The sequence below is a fragment of the Sphingomonas sp. PEI4 genome, from assembly GCF_056679955.1.
Genome location: NZ_CM155258.1, coordinates 860,463 through 882,500 on the forward strand (window position 1 = coordinate 860,463; position 22,038 = coordinate 882,500).

Below are 22,038 nucleotides of genomic sequence, written 5' to 3' on the forward strand. Positions count from 1 at the left end.
CCGCCGCGCGAGCCGCGGGTGGCGTTGTGCCGATCACGGTCAGCACAATCGCGCTGGCTAGTGCAGCAAGCGTCGCCAACCATTTGCTCACATATTAATCCCTACTGATCCATCTAGACTGTGGCATCATGCCGCAATACACAAGAACAATACTCTGCATAGTTTTTTGCCTAGGCTGGCATGCCATCTTTTTCGGGTGAAATTCTATTATTAACGGGTAAGCTCAATCGAGAACCCGGTTGACTGCGACCCTGTATTTGCCTGACCGAACTAGACTTTTTTTCCTGGATGCAGCGACGTCCATGGATCATTCACGCGAATGCACGTAGTTAAGCAATGCGTTCAAATTGAAATTGTCACCCCAGCTGAAATTATCGTTCTCAAGGGGTACGCCGATGTCGTTTCGGCGCCTCTGGAACAGTTTGATTGTCCTTTTTAACCGCTAGAGAACGGCAAATCCGTTGTGACTGGCGATTGCTAGCCGTGCGACAGACGTCAGATCAAAGTGAAATATTTTGAGCAACCATTCATGACCGCTTGGCGGCCGGTGAGCCTTACCGCAACGTGATCGCTTTCACGCTGGCACGCTGGACCCAGAAGCCGCCACTCCCGGCACTTTTTCGCCTTCCCAACTTCCGATGTTCATTCATCGGCTCGCGATCAATCTGTAGCGCCAACGCAATGGCGCAAACTAGGATTTTGCGGTCTTTTCGGCGCCAGGGTTGAGCAGCATCTTCTGACAGACGCCGGCGTTAGTGATTTCGGCCATGCAACGGCATTAAACTAGCAAGAGTGACTGCAATCGGACCTGCGGCAACGGGCGAGTGCTGCCTGCCGTTATGGCCCCACTCGCAGACGGTCGACGCTCAAGAAAGTGGTCGCGCTAGCGACGCCTCACCGCGCGGGTGTTTTGGCACCCACGTCGATCGCGCGCAGCGCATAGCGCCCCGGCGGTAGCAGCAGCGCGATGTCCTCGCCCGGGCGGATCGCGACGCGGTCCATCGGTACCGACAGAGCGGGCTCCCCCACCGGGCGCGCCTCGATCACGCGCCAGCCGTGCAGCGGGCGCAGCGCGCGCGGAATAGCGACAATCCGGTCGCCCGCCGCCCGGCGCCATTCGGGCCGGCCCTGAACGAAGCGCGCGCTCGGATGGTCGACCATCAGGTCAAAGCTCCCGGCGGGCTGTCCGGCGGGCAACACCGCAAGCCGCGTCGTGGCGCCGCCGCCACGGCAGGTCGTCTGCGAGATGGTCAGCGGGTCAATCCCGGTCTTCTGCTTCAGCCGTGCCGCCATCCAGCGCGCGACTTGCGCCTGCGGCACTTCGGCTGCGTGCGAATAGCCGACATGAACGAGCAGGCGCGCGCGCGGGTGCGTCGCGACGAACGCCGCCAGCACGGTCGCCTGCGCCTCCTCGCGCGTCGCAATCTGCTCGGCCGGGGTCGCGCTAGGGCTGGGCTGGCGCACGTCCTCATAAGCGAACAGCGTGTAGCCCAGTGCTTTGGCCGCGCGCCCAAACCGCCCATAGCCTGCCTCGGACAGATAGTGCCCGTCGTCATCGGCCAAATAGCCGCGTTTGGGGTGGACGCGGAACGACGGCAGGTACCGCGCCGGTACGTCCGCCGGCGGGTTTGACAGAGTCTCGAGCGCAAGCACGTTGTAGCCGAGCGGTCGCAGCGCGCGCGCCACCTGGGCGCTAAAGCCACGATGTTCCGAGCGTTCGTGGCTTTCGTTGATGATGACAATTCGCGTCTGGTGTGCGCGCCGTGTGATCTCCACAAGCACTGGTGTTGCCGGCGCGAGCGGCGCGCAGTGCGTCGGCGTGTAACTTGGGCTCGACGGCGCGATCAGGTCCTCGCGCCCAAACAGGCTGAGCGTTTGTAGATCGCTGTCGGGGCCGACCGGATGATCGGGATCGATCTGCGCAAGATTTTCGACCTTGCCCCTTAGCATCCCCGGAAGCTGCGCCACGGCGGTGACCGCGACCGGTTCGGCCAGGAACACGTGCTTTTCGGCTGACGAACGTCCGGTCGCCGACGCAGCGAGGGTCAGCAGGAACAGCACGATCGAACGCGAGGCCCGACGAGGAGGTAAGCAAGGCATGCGACCATCGTATCGCGCCGGCTGCGTGTATTCCATAGGACTGGTGGACGCCAGTTATGTGCCGAACCATATCTACAGCATGAGTGTCAAAAACTGGTCGAGCCGCCGCCAGCTTCGCGGCGGCGCTGACCCGCATCTAGACGTTCAGTCCATTCCCGCGGCATCCCGGAACCGGGCGTTGGTTCAGGTGCCGTCTCCAGCTTGAACTGAGCCGATAGCAGATCGGCAACTATGACGTTTGAGCAACGATACACACGCCGTCGCACCGATCGGTGACGCGGATGATCGCTTCACGACTACAGCCGATAAGAAGACGATTGGTCGTTCCCGGACGCTGCGGGAAAACTATGTTCTTCGTAGCGCAGCCGGCAGTGAAAGCTCAGCTTGACGGCCACAAAGCATCACAAGGTATGAATTCCTATTCGATTGATGGGATAAGCCGGCGTCATCGTCCCTCCGGACGATCACCATGGATGCGCCGATGCCCGTTAACCTGCCGACCAATTTGCTGCGCAGCTTCGTTGCAATCGTCGATACCGGATCGATGATAAATGCGTCCGAACAGGTTTTCGTTACGCAATCCGCGCTCAGCTTGCAGGTCAAACGGCTCGAGGAGATGGTGCAGCAGCCGTTGTTCACGCGCGAAGGGCGGCGGCTCATCCTGACTGCGGCCGGTGAAACGCTGATCGAGTATGCGCGGCGATTGCTGGCGCTGCACGATGAAGCCGTCAGCGCGGTCGGCACGGGGCATTTCGCCGGGCCGATCCGCATCGGCATGGTTCAGGATTTCGCTGAAACCCTGCTTGGGGGTATCCTCGCGCGGTTCGCCGATCTGCATCCTGAATCGCAGCTCTACGCACGGGTTGCAGGGACAGCGGAATTACTAGCTCTGCTTGAGACCGGGCAACTCGACATCATAGTCGGCTATGCCGGAGCAGACGATCCCGGCGCTATCGTGGTCGCGCCGATGGCTTGGTACGGCAAGGACCGCCTCGCCGCGCAGGACGAGGTCGCGCTCGCCGTGCTGGAGAAACCGTGCCGCTTCCGCGAGGCGGCGATCGCCGCGCTGGAAGCGGCGGAGCGGCCATGGCGTATCGCGATCGAAACGCCCAACCTCTCGACGCTTCGTGCCGCGGTCGAGGCCGGGCTCGGCGTCACCTCGCGCACGCACCTGTTCCTGCCGGATTCGGCACCTTTGATGACCGACGACCTGCCGCCGCTGCCGCAGGTCGCGTGCATCGTGCGTAAGGGCGGCAAGTTCGATGCCGCCGCACGCCGCCTGTACGACCTGGCGATCCAGGTGGTGCGCGGGCTGGAGCCTGAGGTTCGATGAGCAACGGTCAAGGCGGCGCGGCGATATCTCGTTGGAAGCCGCGGCCGACGCTCCGGTATCGCCGGTGGGCGCAATTTCGCTCCAGGAGTATCCCGATGACCAGCAGCACCGACAGCCTGACCGTGGCCTTCGCGGCGCTCGACGCCGAGCGCGCGCGCACTTGGCCGGCGGCCCAACTGGCGGGCAATCGCGCGCAGCGCGCCACGTTGCTGGAGCGATTCGATCCTGCCGACGGCGTGCAGGTCGGCGATCAGCTCGACGATGTCGTGCTGATCGGCCTCGACTGGCGCGACATAGAACTGGCCGACCTGGTCGCCGAGGGGCCGGCGGCGCTGATTTTCTTCCGCTTCGCCACTTGCCCGGCGGACACGATCGCGCTTCCCTATTACGACCGGCATCTGCGCCCCGCGCTCGAGCGGCTCGGCGTGCCGCTCGTCGCGATCAGCCCGCAGGTGCCCGACAAGCTGCGCGCGATCGCCGAAGCGCATCACCTGAGTTTCCGCGTCGCCAGCGATCCGGACAATCGCCTCGCACGGCAGCTCGGCATCCTGTTCGTCCCTGACGAGCGCCCGACGCCGCCGCCAGCCGGCTGGATCGGCGCGGTGACCGGCACCGACAGCTGGGAATTACCGATGCCGACCGTGCTGCTGGTCGATCGCGACCGCGTGGTGCGGTTCGTGGCAGTCAGCCCGGACTGGCTCGATCGCCCCGAGGCGACAACGATCCTCGCCGCCGTCACCGACACGTTCGGCCTGCGCGACGCCGCATGACCCAAAAGGACTCCGCATGACCTATCCCCTTTCCCGGCGCTCCTTCCTCGGCGCGGCGGCGACGACGTCGCTGCTCGCCGCCTGCGGCAAGGGCGCCGATGCCAAGGCCGACACGCTGTATGTCGGCGACCAGCGCGGCGGATCGAAGGTCGTGCTGGAGGCCGCGGGCAAGCTCAAGGACCTGCCCTACAAGATTGAATGGTCGGCCTTCCCCAATGCCGCGCCGCTACTTGAGGCGCTCAACGCCGGCGCGATCGACACCGGGATCGGCGGCGATGCGGCGTTCATCTTCTCGATCGGCACCGGCGCCACGATCAAGGCGATCGGCGCGCAGAGATATAGCGGCCCGGGGCCGTTGTTGGTCGTGCCGGGCGGATCGCCGATCCGCACGATGCGCGACATCGCCGGCAAGCGCATCGCCACGCCGCGCGGCTCGGTAGCGCACAACCTGATCCTCGCCGTGCTGGAGGATCAGAAACTGCCGTACGACGCGGTGACATTCGCCTTTCTGTCACCGCAAGACGGCCAGGCCGCTTTGCAGGGCGGATCGGTAGACGGCTGGGCGATCTGGGATCCCAATGCGACACTCGCCGAAAAGGCAGGGGCGCGGATCATCACTGCGCCCGGGCTGGTGCCGAGCTATGCGCTGGTGTTCGGCCGCGACGGCGCGATCGCCGACAAGCGGCCGCTGCTCGCGGATTATCGCCGCCGCCTGTACGCCGGCTGGGACTGGTCGGTGGCCAATCGCGCCGCTTATGCCGAGCTGCTGTACAAGGAAACCGGCGTGCCGGTCGATGTGTGGAAAGCGGTCAGCACGCGATCGGTGCGCGTCGGCACCAGTATCGACGACACGCTCATCGCCGATCAGCAACGCACCGCCGATCGCTATCTGCGCGCCGGACTCATTTCGAAGCATATCGATGTACGCGTCGGATTTGACGGAAGCTTTACCTGACCCATTTGCAACACTCATCGATCTATATTGATTATTAATATAGAGCATAACTACTAACGTCGACCACCAAAGTTTGTCGCTACCTCCGATTGCACAGAATAGAACACCCCCGTAAAACTGAGGGGACGATAATGACCGTTACGACGCGCCGCAATAGCGCCTACTATGCTTTGCTTGTGGCCACGACATCTATGGCGGCATTGATCTCGGCACCGGCATTCGCACAGCAGAACGCGATCCCGGCCGCGCTCGACGCGGGCACGGGCGGCGCCGATCCGGTGGCTGCCCCCCCTGCTGCCGACGATCAAGGCGTCGGCGAGATCACCGTCACCGCGCGCTATCGCACCGAGAACGTACAGAAAGTACCCATCGCGATCACAACGGTGAGCGGCCAGCAGATCGAGCGTCAGGGCGCGTTCAACCTCAAGCAAATCGTGCAGCAGCTCCCCAGCCTCAACATCCAGGGGATCAGCGGGCGCAACCAGACGATCACCATTCGCGGCATCGGCACAAATGCCGGCGGTACCAATGACGGGCTGGAACAGGGCGTCGGCCTTTATGTCGACGGCGTCTATCGCCCGCGGACCGGATCGGTGATCACCGACCTGATCGATATCGAAAGCATCCAGCTGCTGCGCGGGCCGCAGGGCACGCTGTTCGGCAAGAACACGGTGGCCGGCGCGGTCGACATCCGCACCCGCGAGCCGGTGTTCGCCACCGAGCTCAGCGGCGAGCTGACCTATGGCAATTACAATTACCTGCGCGCTTACGGCTCGGTGAACAGCACGATCGGCGACAATCTCGCGTTCCGGTTGAGCTATCTGCGCACGCAGCGTGACGGCCTGATCTACAACACGCGCTACGATCAGGATTGGGACAATCTCGACAACCATTCCGCGCGCCTAGACGTGGTCTACAAACCGAGCGACGATCTCAAGATTCGCGTGATCGGAGATTACAGCGTGCAGAACGGCAATGTCGGCTTCCAGAGCGTGGCCGAGGCGCTGCCGACGGTGCTGGCCAACGGCACCGAAGTGCGCGGCTTCTATCGCCGCGCGGCGGATGTCGGCTACACCCCGCTGGCGATCGATCCGTTCGCGCGGCGCGTGGATATCGACTCTTCGCAGAGCGACAAGATGCCGAGCTGGGGCCTGCAGGCGCGCGCCGATTGGCAGACCGGCGGCATCACGCTGACCTCGATCAGCGCCTATCGCAACTGGAAATGGCTGCCCAATTACGATGGCGACCAGACCGGCGCAAATGTCGTCACGCAATCGATCGTCGAGACGCGGCAGCAGCAGTTCAGCCAGGAATTCCGCGCCGCCTCGCGCGGCGGGCAGACGGTGGACTTCACCGGCGGGCTGTATTTCTTCTGGCAGACGGCGGACGACCTGCAGGTCACCGGCTATGGCCGCGACGCCGCGGTGTGGCTCGGTACGCCAAACACCGCGACCGCCGCAGCCTCGACACTGCCCAGCGCCGCGCTCGACGGGCTGGTCGCCTATGCCCATGTCGTGCCGCAGACCTACAGCTATGCGGGTTACGGTCAAGCGACGTGGAACATCGCGCCGACCTTCCGCCTGACCGGCGGCCTGCGCTACACCTACGAGCACAAGACCGGGCTATACGACGCCTATGCCGGCGGCACCGCCGCGCCGCTCGGCAGCTTCGCGCCCGGTATCCAAGCCGCCGTCGCCGCGCGCCGCGCTGCCGTACTGCCGACCGGCAGCTACGACGTGTCGAACGATACCGACAACGTGTCGGGTACCGTGATCGCGGCGTATGACGTGAACGACGCGCTGCACAGCTATGCGAGCTATTCGCGCGGCTACAAATCGCCCGGCATCAATCTCGTCGCCGCGACGCGCGGGGTCGATGTGTTCGTGCGGCCGGAAAAGGTTGATGCGTTCGAACTCGGCTTCAAGAGCCGACTGTTCGGCGGCAAAGCGGAATTGAACGTCGCCGCCTTCTGGAGCGACGTCAGCGATTACCAGGCGAACTTCGTCAACACAGCAGTGGTGCCGGTCGCCTCGTACATCACCAATGTCGGCAAGTTGCGCTCGCGCGGGATCGAGGTCGATGCGCGCGCCACTCCGTTCGACGGGCTCACCCTCACCGCGGCCGGCACGTATAACGACGCCTCCTACGTCAGCTACCGCAACGCGCAGGCACCGTTCCAGACCTCCTATCTCGGCGTAGTCGATTTGTCGGGTCGGCCAGCGTCAGGCGCACCGAAATGGTCGCTGACCAGCAGCGCGGAATATATCGCGCGAGGTGACGAGGTCGATGGCTATATCGGCGCAGACGTCAGCTATCGCTCGTCCTTCTACGCCGCGGTCAATCTCGATCCGCTGTCTCAGGTCGATGGCTATGCGCTGGCCGGCGCGCATGCCGGCGTGCGCAAGCCCGACGGACGCTGGGACGTCTCCGTCTGGGTGCGCAACCTGTTCGACAAGGATTATTACAACACGCGCGCCGTCAACGCGCAGTTCGGGCTGGTGTTCGCTGCGCTCGGCGAGCCGCGCACCATCGGCCTGACGCTGCGCGGCAAGCTGTGACCACCTTCCCCGCTTCATCCGCATCGACAACAAGGAGTGATTCTATGGCCAAGCGACAGTTGAAACTTGGGCTGGTGCCGACCGGCGTCGGCGGCCCCGGCGAAACCAACCGCTGGCTCGATCCGGAAATCCCGGTCGATGCCAGCGTGGATATCGACTGGTATATCGATATCGTGCGCCAGGCCGAGGCAGCGAAGTTCGATCTCGTGTTCATCGTCGATAGCCAGTTCATCACGCCGGATTCGCCGCCGCATTACCTCAACCGGCTCGAGCCGCTGACCCTGCTCTCTGCGCTGGCGGTGGCGACCAACCATATCGGCCTCGTCGGCACCGCGACCACCTCGTACAATGATCCGTACAATCTCGCGCGCCGCCTCGCCTCGCTCGACCTGATTAGCAAGGGCCGCGCCGGCTGGAACGTGGTGACCAGCGGCGATGCCGGCACGGCGGGCAATTATGGCCGCGACGAGCATTATGATTACGACACGCGTTACGGCCGCGCTTTCGAATATCTCGATGTCACGCGCGGGCTGTGGCGCTCGTACGAAGACGGCGCTTTGGTGCGCGATCGCACGAGCGGCGTGTTCCTCAACAAGGACAAGTTGCACACGCTCAACCACAAGGGCGAGCACTTCTCGGTCGTCGGCCCGCTCAACATTCAGCGTTCGCCGCAGGGTGAGCCGGTAATCTTCCAGGCCGGAGATTCCGAACAGGGCCGCGATCTCGGCGCGACGATCGCCGATGCGATCTTCACCCACGCCAGGTCGATCGAGCAGGGCCAGGCGTTCTACCAAGACGTCAAGGGCCGGGCGGTGAAGCTCGACCGCGATCCCGAGCAGATCTTGATACTACCCGGTTTCAGCATCTATGTCGGCGACACCGACGAGGATGCGCGCGAGATCGAGCGCACCTATCGCCGGCAGGACCAGAGCTTCGACCAGGCGCTGGGCGAATTCGGCCGTGCGTTCGGCTGGCACGATTTCCGGCAATACGATCTCGACGCGCCGTTCCCGGCCGAGACGCTACACTATGGCGAGAAGAGCTTTTTCACTCAGGCCAAGCGGCTGACCGAACTGGCCGCAACGCGCGGTTTCACGCTGCGCGAATTGGTCGAATTTGTGCGCGATCAGAAGACCAGTCCGTTCGTTGGCTCGGCCGAGACGGTGGCGAATGAGATCGCGCGCTGGTTCGAGGGCCGCGCGCTCGACGGGATCAACGTGCATGCCGGACACCCTAGCCAGTTCCGGCGATTTACGCAGGAGGTGGTGCCGTTGCTGCAGGCGCGTGGAATGTTTCGGACCGAGTATGAGGCGACGACGTTGCGGGGAAACCTGGGGCTGGCGATCCCGACGAATGTTCGCGAGGAACCGCATTACGAACTGGCGGCGGAGTAACCTAAAACCCTCCCCGAGTTCGTCTCGGGGAGGTTTATATAACGAAAAACCCATGGCTCGCGTCGCGTCGTATCTGCGCTACCAGCCCATATTCCCAATCGAGATAGGCCTGCATCGCCGTCGTGGCATTGTCCGTGCCCTCATAGGGCCGCTTGTAGCGCTGCGCCGGATCGATCGCCGGCAGCGGCGCGGGCGCGCCCTGCTCCAGCGCCCCGTCGAACCCGCCGTCGAGCACATAGACTTCCCAGCCCATCTGCGCGAGCCACGACGCCGTCATGTCCGCGCGCACGCCCAGATCGTCGGCGAGCAGGATGCGGGCGCCGCGCACCGGCGCGGCCATGTCCGTTTCTTGCACCAACTGCCCGCCGGGATAGTGGCGGAAGCCGGCGATATGGCCGGCTGCATATTCCTCCGCGGTGCGCACATCGAAGCGATAGAGCGTCCGGTCCCGCGTTTCCAATGCTGCGGCATCTTCCGGCGTCAGATGCCGCACCCCGGCGCGATACGAGACCTGCCGCGCACGCGTCCGCGCTTCGTCTAGATCGCCGACTGCGATATGGCGATGGGCGCCATGCTGCAGCGCTTGCCCGGCGAGCGTCCAGCCAATCGTGCCGTTGCGCAAGGCGACGACGCGATTGGGCAGGCCGGCGTTGATCAACGACTGCGTGCCGATGATCGAGCGCGTGCGGCCGGCGCAATTGACGATGACCGTCGTCGCCGGATCGGGGGCGGCGGCGGCGGCGCGCAACACCAACTCGGCACCGGGCACGCTGACCGAGCCAGGGATGTTCATCGTCGCATATTCGCTCGGCCGGCGCGCATCGACGATCGCGATGTCGGCGCCCGCCGCGATCAGCGCGGCGACCTCTTCGGCCGCCAGCGACGGCGTATGCCGCTCGGCCTCGACCAATTCGCCGAACGCCTTGGAATAGGAATTAACGTCGGCAAACAATTCGTAGCCCGCCGCTTGCCAGCCGGCCAGGCCCCCGTCGAGTTCAGCCACATCGCTATAGCCCAAGCCCGCCAGCGCTGCCGCACCCAGTTCGATGTCGGCCCCGTAGAGCACGATAGGCACGTCCTTGCGCGGCAGCCGGATCTCCGCCTCGATCGCGATCCGCCCGACCGCCAGGTTCGCCGCGAACAGCGGATGACCGGTGGCGAAGTCCGCTTCGTGCCGCAGGTCGAGAAGTGCAATTTCGTGGCGCAGCAGCAGCGCGCGGCGCACAGCCTGCGCGGATATTCGGTCGGTCAACGATGAACTCCTAGAAGATAAGCGCTGGCGCGGGCGCATAGCCCGACACGAACGGCTTGGGTGTGCCGGCGGTATCGTAGGTCGCGCGCCGCACCTGGCCGATATCGGCGCCATAGACGTGGATGCTGACCGATACGCGATCATCATAGGCGTTGGCGACGAGATGGCGGTCGCCCACCGTCGGGGAGACGGCCGCAACCTGCCCCGGCTTGAGCCGGATACGCTCGGTCACGCGCGCAGCGTCGGCCGGATCGTCATAGCTGTCGGCGATCTCCGCCCCGCGCAGCATGCCGACCAGGCCCCAGACGGTATGATCGTGGATCGGCGTGCGCTGCCCCGGACCCCACACGAAGCTGACGACCGAGAAGCGCTCGGCCGGATCGCGATACAGCAAATATTGGCGGTAGCGTTCTAAATCGGGCGCGGCATGGCTGTCGGGCAGCCACGTGTCGTTGGCGACCAGCGCGGCGAGCAGCGCCTCGCCTTCGGCCAGGATCGTCAGCTCTTCGTCGCTCCGATCGATCAACTCGCCCAGCCGATCGATGAATGCCCGGAGCGGCGCCAGATCGCTCATCTTTCGCGCCCGATCATGTCCGCATAGACGCCACCATCGGTCTCCAGCCCGAGATGCCCGAGCAAGGTCGCGCGGAGCGCGCGGACGACGCTGCTGCGATGCCCCCTTGCCGCGGTTATCACTTCCTCCGCGGCGATCTGCCCGCGATCGAGCACCAGGATGCGATCGGCAAGCGCCATAGCTTCCTCCACGTCGTGCGTTACCAGCAACACCGCGGGGCGATGCGTGCGCCACAGTGATAGGACCAGCGCATGCATGCGGATACGGGTCAACGCGTCGAGCGAGGCGAACGGCTCGTCGAGCAGCAGCAATTCCGGCTGTCGTACCAGCGCGCGGGCCAGCGACGCGCGCTGCGCCTCCCCGCCGGACAGCGTCAGCGGCCAAGCATCGACGCGGTGTTCGAGTCCTACCTCGCGCAGCGCGCGTTCGGCTATGGCGCGCAGATCGCGGCCGCGCAGTCCGAGCGCCACGTTCTTCCACACCGATTTCCACGGCAGCAGCCGGGCATCCTGGAACACGGTCGCGCGGCTCGCCGGCACGGTAATGTCCTGGCCCTGGATACCGTCGAGCCCGGCGAGTGTGCGCAGCAAAGTCGTCTTGCCCGAGCCGGAGCGGCCGAGCAAGGCGACGAATTCGCCCGGCGCGATCTGCAGGTCGAGCGAATCGAGGATCTTGTTGCCAGCGAAATGGCGCGAAAAGCCCTTGAGATCGACCACTGGTGGCGGCCCGGGTACTACGACCAGCGGGGCGGCCAGCGGGATCCGCACTACTTCGCTCATGCGCGCAACTCCATCACGCTCGGCCGCCAGGCCAGGGCACGCCGCTCGATCACGCGCATGATCATGTCCCCCGCCAGGCCGAGCAGGGCATAGACGAGCAGGCAGACGACGATGATGTCGGTGCGCATGAAATCGCGCGCATCGTTGATCAGGTGGCCGATCCCGGCCGAGGCGTTGATCTGCTCCGCGATCACCAGCATCAGCACCGCGATCGACAACGAATAACGCAAGCCGACGATCAGCGCGGGCAGCGTGCCGGGCAGGATCACGTCGCGGATCAGCTCCGCGCGCGAAAGGCCGAAGCTGCGCGCGGCATCCAGCAGCCGCACGTCGACGCCCCGAATGCCTTCATAGAGGTTGATATACACCGGCAACATCGTGGCGAAGGCGATCAGCGCGATCTTGGTCGTCTCGCCGATCCCAAACCAGACGATGAACAGCGGCGACAGCGCAACGACGGGGATCGTGCGCTTGATCTGCACCAACGGATCGATCGCGGCGTTGCCCTGCCGGCTTAGCCCCGCCATCAATCCGAGGATCACTCCCGCCCCGACGCCGAGCGCCAGCCCCAGCCCAGCGCGCACCAGCGACACCGCCAGATTATTCGGCAGTTCGCCCGACACGGTCATCTGTAGCATCGTCGATACGACCGAGGACGGCGCCGCCAGCGTACGCTCGGGGATCACGCCGCTGCGGGACCCGGTCTCCCAAAGCAGCAAAAGCAGCACCGGCGACAGCCAGCGCGATACCGTGATACGTCTCAGCATGGCAGTCATCGGCATCCTTCGCGCAGTCTGAGGCCGATAAGGACCAATCCAATCGCGCAATCCAACGAGTTGTCGTTGCCCGACGATGAGCGATGCTTATCGGTCCATTTCTTCTCAGGCCTACGAACCAGCCAGCGAGCATCACGGATGGGCTATCCCTCGACATGCGCCAACATACTTTATCTTGGCTGACGAGCAGCGGAGCCGTCGGAGATGTAGCGATCCGCCTCGCGATGGATTGGGGGCGACCTCCGCTACAAGTCGATGTATTTCACCGGCAGCAGCGTGTACTCGATGGTCGTCGTTGATGACCCAGTTGCGAACGTCTGGGATCGTGTGGAGTGCTTCCTAGACTGACATCCGTTCATCTCGGTTGAAGACTATTTCAGGACGGATCAGTTGCTTCGGTCTCGGGCGTCAAACCGGGCGATCGCCCATGCGCTCGCCGAGCCGCTCCGGCCGTGCTGGCATCCAGCTTTCATCAAATGCGATCGTTCCATGCCGGGCTGGCATCACGATCGTCGAGCCAAGCAGGAAACGCCATTTCCTTGCCCTGTTCGAGAGCCATCTCTTGATCGGCATAGCGCCATCCCGTCAGCTTGCCGGTAAGCTTCGAATTGACGGCGCCGTGCTATGCGGTAGCTATATTTCCGCCGATGGTAGCGCCGACTAGCACCATCACGAATGTACCATCTCCGAACTCTCGAATACGCACACGAGGCGTTCATTTCGCGCGAACAGATTGGGCACGTCGCGTGCGATGACGGGGTTCACTGAAAACAGGCTGCCTGGAATGTAGATCATACTGGTCAATCTGCCGGCGCGCGGCATATGGGAACGGTGATAATCACGCGGCGATAGAGTTAGAGGTTCGCGAAACTGCCATGACGGAACTCCGCTGCCAGCGTGCCGTCGCCGCCAATCAGATCGGTCGTGGAAAATGTACTCCCTACCCCGCGCTTTCGGCGGGCCCGCTTATAGGCAGCCATTGCCCTTCCGTCCGCGACGTCCGGAGCGGCATGGCACAAGAGCTAGGCGAGCCCGCGCCACGAGGTCTTCGCATGCAGAAGCGGACCGTGCCGCGGCGTTCTTATTCACGCAGCTGGGCTTCAGCGATACCGGCGTCAGCCAGCGCAACGTCCCTAGTCATAGCGGCAGCCCAGTCCGGCAGGGTCGCGATCGATAGCGCGGCACTCGTAGCTCGCGTTCCTGGTAGCGTTTGAGATTGCCCAGCTCACCGGCCGCGCGCGGCGGAAGCGCAGTTCGTCGCGTGCCACTGTAGGGCGAGCGCAAACGGACCCACGCCGGTCTGGACGCACTACTCTCCGCGTTCCACGGTTGCGACATACCGGGGGCCCGGAGATAGTAAGCGTGTTGAAAACCATGTTGAACATGCCCGCCAAGCTGATGCGGGAAGCGGACGAGAACGACGACGCCGCGCAGGGCAACGAACCGATCGCATCCGGATCGCTCGCGCAGATGGTGCAGGCATTCACCGCGCTTGATCCTGCTGAAGTGGATGGGTTGGTCATCAAGTGTGCAGGTCGTGATCGCCCCATAACCTCCGCTGAGGCCCGTGACCTGCGGCTGACGGCGGCAACAGCCTGAGGCACTGCCCGCCGCGCTGGCGATGACGCTGTATAGGGCAGCGCGGTCATTTTGCGATCTTTCGGAACGACGTGACGTTCGCGTCGATTGCTCCGCCGACGCGCTCGCCGTCATCCGATCCGCCGCCCGCACCGGTTCGCGCGCGCCACTCTCCGGTCGATCGTCTCTACGTTAAATCTGCTCGGGTTCAGCTTTGCACCGCCCCGTGAACGGGACGGTTGTATCGCCACTGACGCAACTCGCCCCGAGATCAGCCGAGAGCCAGGATAGAACGTTCTGGCTTGTATCCGGTCAACTGCATTGCGCCATTGATCTGAAGTAGGCAGCACATGTGCTCATCGAACGGGAGACTCGATTGTGTCTGTTGCTGTCTTGGAGAGCCAACGGCTGAAGCTCATCGCGCTGGTCCCTGAAAATGCTGTATCCATCTTCGACCGGTTCCGGGAATTTCTACGGTTTGGTGAAATGCAGCAGATCGCGGTTCGGGGCCGTACCACCGCGGAGCGAACCGCGATGGCGGCGCGCATCGATGCCGCGGTGTCGATTTCCGATCGTGCAGTCATGCTCTTGGCGCAGGGAAGCGCTTGCGCGGCGGCGGCGTGGTGGGCGCGCCTGTCGCCGAAATCCTACACCGCTAAGGTCTCTGGCGCCCTGCTCGTGGCTCCCGAAGGGACAGGCCTCAATCGTCAGGGCTTTGCGTCCCCAAAGATGGTGTTGCCCTTCCCATCGATCGTCGTCGGCGCGGATGACGAAACGCAGCGCCTGGGCGTCGAATGGGGAAGTCGCTTGATCGATGGCCCGCTTCTGACCGCTGCAGCAGCGCCGACCGGTCGGCTGCGCACCATCATCGAACGCTTTACCTCCGCCGTCGTCGAGCGCGACGTCGAGGCGGCGTATCGCATTCTCCACGCCATAGGAGATGGCTAGATATCGCTCGACCGGACCTGACGCCGAGGCAGGCATCGATCCGATCCGTATCGAGCTAATTCCGGCGTCGCCAAGAGGCTAGCCCTCGAAACGAACGCTCAGCCTCTTTGGCAAAGCGTCATCCCGTCGCGCCGTTGGTCGCCGCAGCGTCGAGCTTGTCCTGAGTCCGCGTGTCGAAGTCGCCGGCGTCGTGGCGTTCGGGGAGCTGACTGGAAGGATCGCCCATCACGCGGTTGACCATCCGCCCACGCGCCACCGCAGGCCGCGCGGCGATCAGGTCGGTCCAGCGCAGGACGTTCTTGTAGTCCGTCACCTGAAGGAACTCGGCAGCATCATATACCAGCCCCTTCACCAGAGCGCCGTACCAGGGCCACACCGCCATGTCGGCGATCGAATACTCGTCGCCGCCGAGATACTCGCTTTCGTCCAGGCGGCGGTCGAGCACGTCGAGTTGCCGCTTCACCTCCATCGCGAAGCGGTCGATCGCATATTCGATCTTCACCGGCGCATAGGCGTAGAAATGCCCGAACCCGCCGCCGAGCATCGGCCCCGCCCCCATCTGCCAGAATAGCCACGAAAGCACCTCGGCGCGCTTGGCGGCATCGGTGGGCAGGAACGCGCCGAATTTCTCGGCGAGATAGACCAGGATCGAGCCGGATTCGAAGACCCGGATCGGACTTGCGCCGCTGCGATCGACCAGCGCGGGAATTTTGGAGTTGGGATTGGCTTCGACGAAGCCGCTGCCGAACTGGTCGCCGTCCATGATCTTGATGAGCCAGGCGTCGTATTCCGCACCCGCGTGCCCCGCGGCGAGCAGTTCCTCGAGCATCACCGTCACCTTCATGCCATTGGGCGTTGCCAGCGAATAGAGTTGGAGAGGGTGCTTGCCGACCGGCAATTCCTTGTCGTGCGTGGCACCGGCGATCGGACGGTTGATGCTGGCGAACCGGCCTCCGCTTTCCTTGTTCCAGGTCCAGATCTTCGGCGGCGTGTATTCGGCGGTCTCGGTCATTCGGATTCTCCGCTATGGTTATTCCTTGTCGACGAATTGAGCCGTTGCAGAATTCGACGCAAGCGCGGAGTAGGTTTGGTGAGCCCGGGTAAACTGATTTGGCTCTTGTGGCGGGTTTGTACATCGCCTTGGGGGCGATGTTCGAAGCCCCACATCCAGTCATTTAGACCTGCTTGACCGGCTCTCAGCTTTGGACGCTCGTTAATGTGGCACGGTCGGAGCGCAACGCGGCCACATTGACGGCACGGAAACGGCGAGAAATGAAGCATTCCGGACGTTCGCACGCGAAATGTCGAACGACAGTTTTTGTCAGAAGTCGACGTCCAAAGTTCGCCCGGCCGGCATTCCAGTGCGCGTCTGGTCCCCTCATCGTCCGACCGTTTGCAACGCGGATGCCTAACGGCTTGCTTAGCGGGCCGCCGGCGGTTGGGTGTTGGACGCGGCGGGTTGTCGGCGGCACGGCAGGCTGACTTTTGGCACTGCTTTTTGGACTTGATCCTGTTTGGAACTGACTGCGTCACGGACGGGACATTCGTCGTTTTTGGCAAGTTCGCCACTGCGAGCCAACTGAGCAGAATGGTGATCACGCCGTAGAACAGCCCGACCCACAACCGCGCCCATTTGTAGCTCTCGACCGAAGTGAACCGCCCCGGGTTTGTCGGAGGCTCCAACTCCTGAGAAGAGAGCCATGACGAGCAAGACCGCGAACGAGTTTGCGCCCGAGGTCCGCGAGCGAGCGGTGCGGATGGTTTTCGATCACGAGAGGGATCATCCGTCCAGATGGGCGACCGTGGTATCGATTGCCGAGAAGATCGGCTGCGTTCCGCAGACGCTGCATGAGTGGGTGAAGAAGGCCGAAGTCGACAGCGGCAAGCGGGCCGGAGTCCCGGCCGAGGTCGCTGACAAGGTGAAGGCGCTGGAACGCGAGGTCCGCGAGCTGCGGCAGGCCAACGAGATCCTGCGTAAGCCTGTCCTGAGCCTGCCGAAGGGACATCCGCGTATTTTGCTGAGGCGGAGCTCGACCGCCCCTTCAAGCGATGATTGCGTTCATTGACGATAACCGCAATGTCCATGGGGTCGAGCCGATCTGCCGCGTCCTGCCGATCGCCCCATCCACCTATCACGAGCGCGTCGCGCAGCGACAGGACCCAGCGCGCCTGTCGGCGCGGGCGCGGCAGGATGTGGCCCTCAAGCCCGAGATCGCCCGCGTGTCCGCCCAAAACTTCGCGGTCTACGGCGTGCGCAAGGTCTGGCCGCAGATGATGCGGGAGGGCTTTGCGGTCGCGCGCTGTACCGTGGAACGGCTAATGCGCGGGATGGGCTTGCCAGGGGTAATCCGCGGCAAGCCGGTGCGCACGACCATCAGCGATAAAGCGGCGCCGTGCGCGCGCGATCACGTCAACCGCCTCCTGAGCCTGCCGAAGGGTCTACGGCCCAGCGCCGAACATGCTGTGGGTATAGGACTCACTTGCGTCGCGACTTGGGCGGGGTTCGTCTACGTCGCCTTCGTCATCGACACCTACGCCCGCCGGATTGTCGGATGGCATGCCAGCAGGACAGCACATGCCAGCTTCGTCCTGGACGCGCTCGAGCAGGCGCTTCATGACCGCAGGCCGGTCCACCGTGGCGGCCTGGTTCACCACAGCGACCGCGGGTCACAATACGTGTCTATCAAGTACACCGAGCGCCTCGCCGAGGCCGTCGAGTACGCCACGCTCGAATGGGGCGACTGGTTCAACATCGTCGGCTGCTGGAGCCCACGGCAACATCCCGCCTGCCGAAGCCGAAGATCAATATTATGCTGCCGCGGACAACATCGATATGGCAGCATGACTCACAACCCAAGGCTCCGGCAGACCCGGGGCGGTTCAAAGCGCCATCTCGATCTAGTCGGGGCGATAGTATTCAGCCTCGTTTGCCCATGTCGACGCAATCCCGCGGAAGCCGTGGACGGTCTGACGGCCACGATAGCCCATCCGGTAGCAGCCGTAGATCATGGTGTTCAGCGAGATGGGCTTCCCGAGCTCGTCGCCGGCAAAGACATACGTCCCGGTGCTGAGCTTGCTGAGATCGGCCAACAGCGCGACCGCCGGTGCAAGGGGGACGATATGCTCACGCTCAATCTTCATGCGCGTAGCAGGCATCCGCTAGATCGGGTCAGGCGTATCGAGCCCCTGGAGCTCGTCCCAAGTCGTGGAGCCGTTCGGCCGGACGAGAAGGTAGAGCCGTTCGCCGTCGGAGAGCTTATAGTCCTTGTCGCCTTTGGTGGCGTAGCGAGCTTCGAGGTCTTTCAGAGCCATAGGGGTATCTCCTGCCGAGTTCGGCATCATACCCCCAGGAATACCCTCAAAAGCAAATCGACGTCCTGGCACTCAGCGACATTCGCTGGCCCGCCCACGACGGCTCTGAGACGGCGCAACTTACGTAAAAAGGCACAAAAAAGCCGCCTCAGGATGTTCTGGGCGGTTGTGGTATGTTGGGGAATGGTTGCGGGGACAGGATTTGAACCTGTGACCTTCAGGTTATGAGCCTGACGAGCTACCGGGCTGCTCCACCCCGCGACATTCGCGTTAGCGAAGGGGGTATGAGACATGGTGAATGGGTTTTGAGCGTTCCTTGTTCGTATCGTCGCACGGGCTTCAATGCCTGGCGACGACCTACTCTTCCATCGCTTGAGCGATAGTACCATTGGCGCAGGCGGGTTTCACGGCCGAGTTCGGAATGGGATCGGGTGGGACACCGACGCTATAGCCACCAGGCAATGGAGCCGGTGCGACGATACGTTGGGGAATGCTTGGGTACCCCACTTTGGCTTTCGCCTTGGTGGGGTTTTAAAATCGATACCGTGCACGTTTTGGTTGCCAGCCTCTCGGAACACCGAGTGCTGGTGTATTTGAACCAATCCCTCGACGGCGAGGGGATTGGCAATCTGGCGTTCGACTTGGGTAATCATCCGCACGCATCTGATGGCTAGCTGGTGACCCAGTGTTGTCATTGATGGTGTGAGACTCTCAAGCGCGAATAGAGCAATTAGTATCGGTTAGCTCCATGCGTTACCGCACTTCTACATCCGATCTATCAACGTCGTGGTCTCCGACGGCTCTATGAAATCTTATCTCGAGGGAGGCTTCCCGCTTAGATGCTTTCAGCGGTTATCCCGTCCATACATAGCTACCCAGCTGCGCTCCTGGCGGAACGACTGGTACACCAGAGGTATGTTCAACCCGGTCCTCTCGTACTAGGGTCAACTCCTCTCAAATTTCGACGCCCACGGCAGATAGGGACCAAACTGTCTCGCGACGTTCTGAACCCAGCTCACGTACCACTTTAATTGGCGAACAGCCAAACCCTTGGGACCTGCTCCAGCCCCAGGATGTGATGAGCCGACATCGAGGTGCCAAACAACCCCGTCGATATGAGCTCTTGGGGGTTATCAGCCTGTTATCCCCGGCGTACCTTTTATCCGTTGAGCGATGGCCCTTCCACGAGGGACCACCGGATCACTATGACCGACTTTCGTCTCTGCTCGACTTGTCAGTCTCGCAGTCAGGCGGGCTTATGCCATTGCACTCTAACAGACGGTTTCCGACCGTCCTGAGCCCACCATTGCGCGCCTCCGTTACTCTTTAGGAGGCGACCGCCCCAGTCAAACTACCCGCCACAGAGGGTCCCTGTTCCGGCTTACGGAACGAGGTTAGACATCAGAAACAAACAGGGTGGTATTTCACCTATGGCTCCACATCAGCTGGCGCCGATGCTTCAAAGCCTCCCACCTATGCTACACAGTTTCTTCCTAATGCCACTCTGAAGCTGCAGTAAAGGTGCACGGGGTCTTTCCGTCTAACCGCGGGTACTCCGCATCTTCACGGAGAATTCAATTTCGCTGAGCATGTCCTGGAGACAGTGGGGAAGTCGTTACGCCATTCGTGCAGGTCGGAACTTACCCGACAAGGAATTTCGCTACCTTAGGACCGTTATAGTTACGGCCGCCGTTTACCTGGGCTTCATTTCAGAGCTTGCACCCCTCCACTTAACCTTCAGGCACCGGGCAGGCGTCAGGCCCTATACGTCGTCTTGAAGCCGACTTAGCAGAGCCCTGTGTTTTTGCTAAACAGTCGCTACCCCCTGGCCTGTGCCCCCTCAAAGTGCTTGCGCATAGTGAGGGCCTCCTTCTTCCGAAGGTACGGAGGCAATTTGCCGAGTTCCTTCAGGACACTTCTCTCAAGCGCCTTGGTATACTCTACCTGACCACCTGTGTCGGTTTCGGGTACGGTCTATACGGTGGGGCTATTTCCTGGAACCATTTCGAAGCCATCCCAATCCGATAAGGGATGACAACACACATGATCCGTCACACACCACCAGGCCCACGAATATTAACGTGGTTCCCATCGACTACCCCCTTCGGGCTCGTCTTAGGGGCCGGCTCACCCTGCGCGGATTAGCCTTGCGCAGGAACCCTTGGTCTTTCGGCGAGAGGGCATCTCACCCTCTTTATCGCTACTCATGTCTGCATTCGCACTTCCGATACCTCCACGACCCATTACCAGATCGCTTCACAGGCTTACGGAACGCTCCGCTACCGCGTACCATATAAATGGCACACCCTAAGCTTCGGCACGTATCTTGAGCCCCGTTACATCTTCGCCGCAGGACCTCTTGTTTAGACCAGTGAGCTGTTACGCTTTCTTTAAAGGATGGCTGCTTCTAAGCCAACCTCCTGGTTGTTTTGGAAGTCCCACATGCTTTCCCACTTAGATACGATTTGGGGGCCTTAGCTGTAGGTCAGGGCTGTTTCCCTTTTGACGACGGACCTTAGCACCCGCCGTCTGTCTCCCGCATATCACTCTTAGGTATTCGGAGTTTGGTTAGGTTTGGTAGATCTCGCGACCCCCTAGCCCATCCAGTGCTCTACCCCCTAAGGTGTTCGTGCGAGGCACTACCTCAATAGTTTTCGCGGAGAACCAGCTATTTCCCGGCTTGATTGGCCTTTCACCCCTAAACACAACTCATCCGGTAACTTTTCAACGTTAATCGGTTCGGACCTCCAGTGCATGTTACTGCACCTTCATCCTGGTCATGCCTAGATCGCCGGGTTTCGGGTCTAATACATCAAACTCTGGCGCCCTATTCAGACTCGCTTTCGCTGCGCCTACACCTAACGGCTTAAGCTTGCTTGATACATTAAGTCACAGACCCATTATGCAAGAGGTACGCTGTCAGGCCATAAAAGCCCTCCAACTGCTTGTAGGCAATCCGTTTCAGGTACTGTTTCACTCCCCTCATCGGGGTGCTTTTCACCTTTCCCTCACGGTACTAGTTCGCTATCGGTCACATACGAGTATTTAGGCTTGGAGGGTGGTCCCCCCATGTTCAGACAGAATTTCACGTGTTCCGCCCTACTCGAGTCCTGAATTCTCACTTTCGTATACGGGGCTGTCACCCGCTATGGCGTCACTTTCCAGAGACTTCTACTAGTTGAAATTCAGGCACTGGCCTGGTCCGCGTTCGCTCGCCACTACTAACGGAATCTCGGTTGATGTCTTTTCCTCCAGCTACTGAGATGTTTCAGTTCGCCGGGTTCGCTTCACGAAGCCTATGTATTCAGCTAAGTGATACCTAACCTAATTAACTCTACCCCAGCATTGCTGCTCAAGTAGAATTAATCGGGATAGGTGGGTTTCCCCATTCGGAAATCGTCGGGTCAAAGTTTGCTCACAACTCACCGACGCTTATCGCAGCGTGCCACGTCCTTCATCGCCTGTATGTGCCAAGGCATCCACGAATTGCCCTTACCTCACGCTTGAGAGTCCACACCACCAACGACATCACTGGGTGTCCTTTCGGATCACCAACTCGGCAGAGCAGTGCGCGTTGATCTTTGTCAGGTGCGGATGATTATAATCTCAGCCAGATTATTAGTATGATGATGTCGATATCTGGACCCTCAAACTGCCTGTCAGATCGCTGCACGCCGAAACGCTCACGAACTGCCTGAGCAATCCTCGC

17 protein-coding genes, 1 tRNA gene, 2 rRNA genes, 1 pseudogene and 1 other annotated feature are annotated in these 22,038 nt (G+C 62.1%); of the genes and pseudogenes, 8 read left to right on the forward strand and 13 right to left on the reverse strand.

The genetic code is table 11. The annotated features are described in order from the left end of the window. Positions 1–894: 894 nt before the first annotated feature. The gene (locus AC1MLZ_RS03695; protein ID WP_480960513.1) at positions 895–2,061 is read right to left on the reverse strand and encodes a hypothetical protein; all 1,167 of its coding nucleotides are present in this window, start codon (positions 2,059–2,061) and stop codon (positions 895–897) included. A 520-nt stretch (positions 2,062–2,581) separates the two neighbouring features. Here AC1MLZ_RS03695 and AC1MLZ_RS03700 point away from each other — a divergent pair. The 5 genes from AC1MLZ_RS03700 to AC1MLZ_RS03720 all read left to right on the forward strand — a co-directional run bounded on the left by AC1MLZ_RS03700 (position 2,582) and on the right by AC1MLZ_RS03720 (position 9,110). After that, positions 2,582–3,433 (forward strand): LysR substrate-binding domain-containing protein, encoded by an 852-nt coding sequence (locus tag AC1MLZ_RS03700; RefSeq protein ID WP_480960514.1) that lies wholly within the window; start codon positions 2,582–2,584, stop codon positions 3,431–3,433. Positions 3,434–3,528: 95 nt separating this feature from the next. After that, complete coding sequence (locus AC1MLZ_RS03705) at positions 3,529–4,203, forward strand: peroxiredoxin-like family protein (protein WP_480960515.1); 675 nt, start codon at positions 3,529–3,531, stop codon at positions 4,201–4,203. 16 nt (positions 4,204–4,219) lie between these two features. Continuing rightward, on the forward strand, positions 4,220–5,158 hold the full coding sequence (locus tag AC1MLZ_RS03710; protein ID WP_480960516.1) for an ABC transporter substrate-binding protein: 939 nt from the start codon (positions 4,220–4,222) through the stop codon (positions 5,156–5,158). A 131-nt stretch (positions 5,159–5,289) separates the two neighbouring features. Beyond that, on the forward strand, positions 5,290–7,716 hold the full coding sequence (locus tag AC1MLZ_RS03715) for a TonB-dependent receptor (protein WP_480960517.1): 2,427 nt from the start codon (positions 5,290–5,292) through the stop codon (positions 7,714–7,716). Positions 7,717–7,760: 44 nt separating this feature from the next. After that, positions 7,761–9,110, forward strand: a complete 1,350-nt coding sequence (locus AC1MLZ_RS03720; RefSeq protein ID WP_480960518.1) for an LLM class flavin-dependent oxidoreductase — start codon at positions 7,761–7,763, stop codon at positions 9,108–9,110. A 34-nt stretch (positions 9,111–9,144) separates the two neighbouring features. Here the strand turns inward: AC1MLZ_RS03720 and AC1MLZ_RS03725 are convergent, their stop codons facing one another. The 6 genes from AC1MLZ_RS03725 to AC1MLZ_RS03750 form a co-directional block, all read right to left on the reverse strand. Continuing rightward, positions 9,145–10,401 carry a rhodanese-like domain-containing protein gene (locus AC1MLZ_RS03725; protein ID WP_480960519.1) on the reverse strand — a complete coding sequence of 419 codons (1,257 nt, stop codon included), beginning with the start codon at positions 10,399–10,401 and terminating at the stop codon, positions 9,145–9,147. Beyond that, positions 10,373–10,936 carry a cysteine dioxygenase family protein gene (locus AC1MLZ_RS03730; RefSeq protein ID WP_480960520.1) on the reverse strand — a complete coding sequence of 188 codons (564 nt, stop codon included), beginning with the start codon at positions 10,934–10,936 and terminating at the stop codon, positions 10,373–10,375. The genes AC1MLZ_RS03725 and AC1MLZ_RS03730 overlap by 29 nt, the downstream gene beginning before the upstream one ends. Next, on the reverse strand, positions 10,933–11,715 hold the full coding sequence (locus tag AC1MLZ_RS03735; RefSeq protein ID WP_480960521.1) for an ABC transporter ATP-binding protein: 783 nt from the start codon (positions 11,713–11,715) through the stop codon (positions 10,933–10,935). The genes AC1MLZ_RS03730 and AC1MLZ_RS03735 overlap by 4 nt, the downstream gene beginning before the upstream one ends. Next, positions 11,712–12,497 (reverse strand): ABC transporter permease, encoded by a 786-nt coding sequence (locus AC1MLZ_RS03740; protein WP_480960522.1) that lies wholly within the window; start codon positions 12,495–12,497, stop codon positions 11,712–11,714. Before AC1MLZ_RS03740 ends, AC1MLZ_RS03735 begins: the two co-directional genes overlap by 4 nt. Before the next feature lie 402 nt (positions 12,498–12,899). Next, the gene (locus AC1MLZ_RS03745) at positions 12,900–13,064 is read right to left on the reverse strand and encodes a hypothetical protein (RefSeq protein ID WP_480960523.1); all 165 of its coding nucleotides are present in this window, start codon (positions 13,062–13,064) and stop codon (positions 12,900–12,902) included. 96 nt (positions 13,065–13,160) lie between these two features. After that, entirely contained in the window at positions 13,161–13,286 is a 126-nt protein-coding gene (locus tag AC1MLZ_RS03750) for a phosphatidylserine decarboxylase (RefSeq protein ID WP_480960524.1), read from the reverse strand. A 567-nt stretch (positions 13,287–13,853) separates the two neighbouring features. Here AC1MLZ_RS03750 and AC1MLZ_RS03755 point away from each other — a divergent pair. Together AC1MLZ_RS03755 and AC1MLZ_RS03760 are read left to right on the forward strand one after the other, a co-directional pair. Further along, positions 13,854–14,090, forward strand: a complete 237-nt coding sequence (locus tag AC1MLZ_RS03755) for a hypothetical protein (protein ID WP_480960525.1) — start codon at positions 13,854–13,856, stop codon at positions 14,088–14,090. A gap of 513 nt (positions 14,091–14,603) precedes the next feature. After that, positions 14,604–15,017: an alpha/beta hydrolase gene (locus tag AC1MLZ_RS03760; RefSeq protein WP_480960526.1), complete on the forward strand. Its 414-nt coding sequence runs from the start codon at positions 14,604–14,606 to the stop codon at positions 15,015–15,017. Positions 15,018–15,135: 118 nt separating this feature from the next. Here the strand turns inward: AC1MLZ_RS03760 and yghU are convergent, their stop codons facing one another. Continuing rightward, positions 15,136–16,029 (reverse strand): glutathione-dependent disulfide-bond oxidoreductase, encoded by an 894-nt coding sequence (gene yghU, locus AC1MLZ_RS03765; protein ID WP_480960527.1) that lies wholly within the window; start codon positions 16,027–16,029, stop codon positions 15,136–15,138. Positions 16,030–16,717: 688 nt separating this feature from the next. Here yghU and AC1MLZ_RS03770 point away from each other — a divergent pair. After that, positions 16,718–17,862 (forward strand): annotated as a pseudogene (locus AC1MLZ_RS03770) (IS3 family transposase). Next, positions 17,025–17,141: a sequence feature (AL1L pseudoknot), on the forward strand. (Overlaps the previous pseudogene by 117 nt.) Before the next feature lie 53 nt (positions 17,863–17,915). Here AC1MLZ_RS03770 and AC1MLZ_RS03775 read toward each other — a convergent pair. The 5 genes from AC1MLZ_RS03775 to AC1MLZ_RS03795 form a co-directional block, all read right to left on the reverse strand. Beyond that, on the reverse strand, positions 17,916–18,158 hold the full coding sequence (locus AC1MLZ_RS03775; protein WP_480960528.1) for a hypothetical protein: 243 nt from the start codon (positions 18,156–18,158) through the stop codon (positions 17,916–17,918). Between the two features lie 18 nt (positions 18,159–18,176). Then, complete coding sequence (locus AC1MLZ_RS03780) at positions 18,177–18,329, reverse strand: hypothetical protein (RefSeq protein ID WP_480960529.1); 153 nt, start codon at positions 18,327–18,329, stop codon at positions 18,177–18,179. Positions 18,330–18,513: 184 nt separating this feature from the next. Continuing rightward, positions 18,514–18,590, reverse strand: a tRNA-Met gene (locus AC1MLZ_RS03785). Positions 18,591–18,673: 83 nt separating this feature from the next. Then, positions 18,674–18,788, reverse strand: a 5S ribosomal RNA gene (rrf, locus tag AC1MLZ_RS03790). Positions 18,789–19,039: 251 nt separating this feature from the next. Then, positions 19,040–21,835 (reverse strand): 23S ribosomal RNA (locus tag AC1MLZ_RS03795). Positions 21,836–22,038 lie beyond the last annotated feature (203 nt).